The sequence below is a fragment of the Burkholderia sp. Se-20378 genome, assembly GCF_017104665.1.
Lineage (GTDB): Bacteria > Pseudomonadota > Gammaproteobacteria > Burkholderiales > Burkholderiaceae > Burkholderia > Burkholderia lata.
Genome location: NZ_JAAGPG010000730.1, coordinates 1 through 3,057, shown reverse-complemented (window position 1 = coordinate 3,057; position 3,057 = coordinate 1). Strand labels below are relative to the sequence as shown.

3 protein-coding genes are annotated in these 3,057 nt (G+C 68.5%); 1 reads left to right on the top strand and 2 read right to left on the bottom strand.

The genetic code is table 11. The annotated features are described in order from the left end of the window. Both G3N93_RS36745 and sctU read right to left on the bottom strand, forming a co-directional pair. On the bottom strand, positions 1-1,228 hold a 1,228-nt coding region (locus G3N93_RS36745; RefSeq protein ID WP_206135217.1), incomplete at its 3' end, for an FHIPEP family type III secretion protein. Further along, a complete protein-coding gene (sctU, locus tag G3N93_RS36740; RefSeq protein WP_206135216.1) occupies positions 1,225-2,307 on the bottom strand; it encodes a type III secretion system export apparatus subunit SctU in 1,083 nt (360 codons plus the stop codon). The genes G3N93_RS36745 and sctU, both read right to left, overlap by 4 nt. Positions 2,308-2,542: 235 nt before the next feature. Between sctU and G3N93_RS36735 the strand changes: the two genes are divergently transcribed. Then, on the top strand, positions 2,543-3,057 hold a 515-nt coding region (locus tag G3N93_RS36735; RefSeq protein ID WP_206135215.1), incomplete at its 3' end, for an HrpB1 family type III secretion system apparatus protein.

Below are 3,057 nucleotides of genomic sequence, written 5' to 3'. Positions count from 1 at the left end.
CTTCGGGCAGCGCGTCGCTGGTCCACAGCGTGATGCCAGGAAACGGCAGCCCCTGTTCTTCCTGCAGCTTCGCTCGCTCCTCGTCGAACGCGCAATCGAGCGCGGCGGGCGCGAGCCGCGCGACGAGATCCGGCGACACCCGCACGCCGATCGCGCACGTGAAAAGCGGCGCGCGCGGCAGGATCGACGGCGTGCTGCCTTTCGCACCCGCGCGCTGCAGCGCGATCACCGGCTCGCCGCGCGCGGTCGTGCGGCGCGCGCCCTTCTGCAGCCGGTAGCCGGAAAACGCGAGAATCGCCGACAGCAGCACGAACAGCGCCGCCGGAAAGCCCGGCACCGCCGCGAAGCCGATCAGCAGCACCGACGCGAAGTACAGCGCGCGAAAGCTGCCGCCGAGCTGCTTCGCGATCTCGGAGCCGAGCGACGTGCCTTCGCCTTCGTCGTGATCGTCCGCGACGCGCGTGATCATCACGCCGGCCGCGACCGAGATCAGCAGCGACGGAATCTGCGACACCATCGCGTCGCCGACCGACAGGATCGAGAAGCGGTTCGCCGCTTCGCCGGCCGTCATCCCGTGATACATCACGCCGATCGCGATGCCTGCGACGATGTTGACGAGCGTGATGATGAGCCCCGCGATCGCATCGCCCTTGACGAACTTCATCGCCCCGTCCATCCCGCCGTGCAACTGGCTCTCCTTCGCGAGCGTCGCGCGCTTGCGGCGCGCCTCGTCGGGCGTCAGGATGTTCGCGCGCAGGTCCGCGTCGATGCTCATCTGCTTGCCGGGCATCGCGTCGAGCGTGAAGCGCGCGCCGACTTCGGCAACGCGCTCCGAGCCCTTCGCGATCACGATGAACTGCACGGTCGTGATGATCAGGAACACGACGAGGCCGACGACGAGATTGCCGCCGACGACGAGCTCGCCGAAGCTCTCGATGATGTCGCCCGCGTTCGCGTGCAGCAGGATCGACTTCGTCGACGCGATGTTCAGCGACAGCCGGTACAGCGTCGTGAACAGCAGGACCGACGGAAACACCGACAGCGACACGATGCTGCCGACGTACATCGTCACCATCAGCAGCGTGACGCTGATCGCGATGTTGATGCCGAGCAGCACGTCGATCACCTCGGGTGGCAGCGGCAGGATCATCAGCGAGACGATCGCGACGACCAGCGCCGTGATGCCGACCTCGCCGCCGGCGGGGAGTTTGAGGGTTTTCAGCGTCATGACGACCTCTCGGAGGGAACGGCGGCGTCGGTGCGCGCGCCCGCGACCGACTCGACCCAGCGCAGGATCGCGGCCACCGTTTCAAACAGTTCTTCGGGAATCGCCGCGTCGCGCTCGACGCGGTACAGGGCGCGCGCGACGGGCGGATTGCCGACGATCGGCACGCCGAGCGCGTGCGCGTGGCGGCGCAGCGCGAGCGCGCCGTCGTCGACGGCTTTCTCTATCACCCGCGGCAGCGGATACTCGTCGGGCGCATAGCGGATCGCGATCGCGTAATGCGTCGGGTTGACGACGAGCACGTTCGCCTGGCCGACCTTCTGCCGCGCCGGCGCGCTCGTCGCGATCTCGCGCGCGAGCCGGCGGCGCTCGCCCTTCGTGTGCGGATCGCCCTCGCTCTCCTTGTTCTCGCGCTTCGCCTCTTCCTTCGTCATCCGGTTGTCGCGCATGAACATCATGCGCGCGATCTTGTAGTCGGCCGCCGCGAACACCGTGACGACGATCGCGACGACGCCGAGCAGCTTCATCAGCACGGTCCACAGCACACGCGACAACTGTGGCGTCGCCTCGTACACGCTCGCGACGACCAGTGGAAACAGCGACATCATCATCTTCCAGATCACGCACGCGAGCACGATCGCCTTGACGATCATCTTCACGAGCTCGAGCAGCGACTTCATCGAGAAGATCTTCTTGATGCCCGCCATCGGATTGATCGCGTCGAACTTCGGCATCACGGGCTCGAGCGTGATCATGAAACCCGCCTGCGGCGCCTGCGACACGATGCCCGCGACGATCGCGGCGACGACGAACGGCAGCATCGTCAACGCGGCGCTCGCGGCGAGGTCGTGCAGCGCGGACAGCGTCGCCTGCGGCGTGCGTTCGCCATTCACGAAATCGAGCGCGGTGCGGATCGTGCGCGACAGGCCGCCGGTCAGCATCGATTCACCCGCCGTCAGCACGCCGATCGCCGCGGCCAGCGTCACCGCGTCCGCGACGTCCTTGCTCTTTGCGACCTGGCCCTTCTCGCGGACCTTCTTCAGCTTCCGTTCGGAGGGTTCTTCGGTTTTCTCTTCGGCCATCGCCGCCGTTCCTGTCGAGAGTCGGACATGGCGCGTACGTTAGCGGCACGCGGCGGCGGCCGCGCGCGCCCACCCGAAGCGGCGCCGTCCCGCGCGAAGCGCGCATGGCGCTTCGCGTCGCACGCGCGCACTTCGCATCGGCGGCCGGGCGGGCGCGGCGCGCTGCTACCTTGCGCTCCATACGCCATTTCCTCAACGACATGCGCCGCTCGCGCGGCGACACGGAGCGCACACCATGGACGAATCCCGGCCGACCTATCTGCGATGCAACCAAGCGGCGCTGAACGAACTGATCGACGCCGCGAGCCTCGCGCTCGGCGGCGCGCTCGACGGCCCGGCCGCCGATCCCTACGACATGGGCCTGCTGATCGACGCGCTGCGCGTACTCGCGCCGCAACTGCCCGCCGCCGACATGTTCGACGGCATGCTGCACGTCGCGCTCGGCAACTTCGACGACGCGGTGCGCGTGTTCGCGGAGATCGCGAACGGCACGACCAACACGATCTACGGCAAGGCGCTGCTCGCGTTCGCGCTGCAACTGAAGCGCGATCCGGAATGGCGGATCGCCGCCGACGAGGTGCTCGCGGCCGGCAGCCCCGCGCAGGCGGTCGCGCTCGTGCGCGCGCTCGAGCGGCAGCACGACGTGATGCTCGCGAAGGAACACGCGGATCGCACGGGCGTCTGGGAGCTTCCCGAATCGGCCGCGGCGGCCAACGGCGACACGCCCGATGCGCAGGCCGCGAACCCGGG

Bases quoted from the DNA above. Each gene is read 5' to 3' on its own strand.
- sctU (WP_206135216.1), bottom strand. From the start codon at position 2,307: ATGGCCGAAGAGAAAACCGAAGAACCCTCCGAACGGAAGCTGAAGAAG.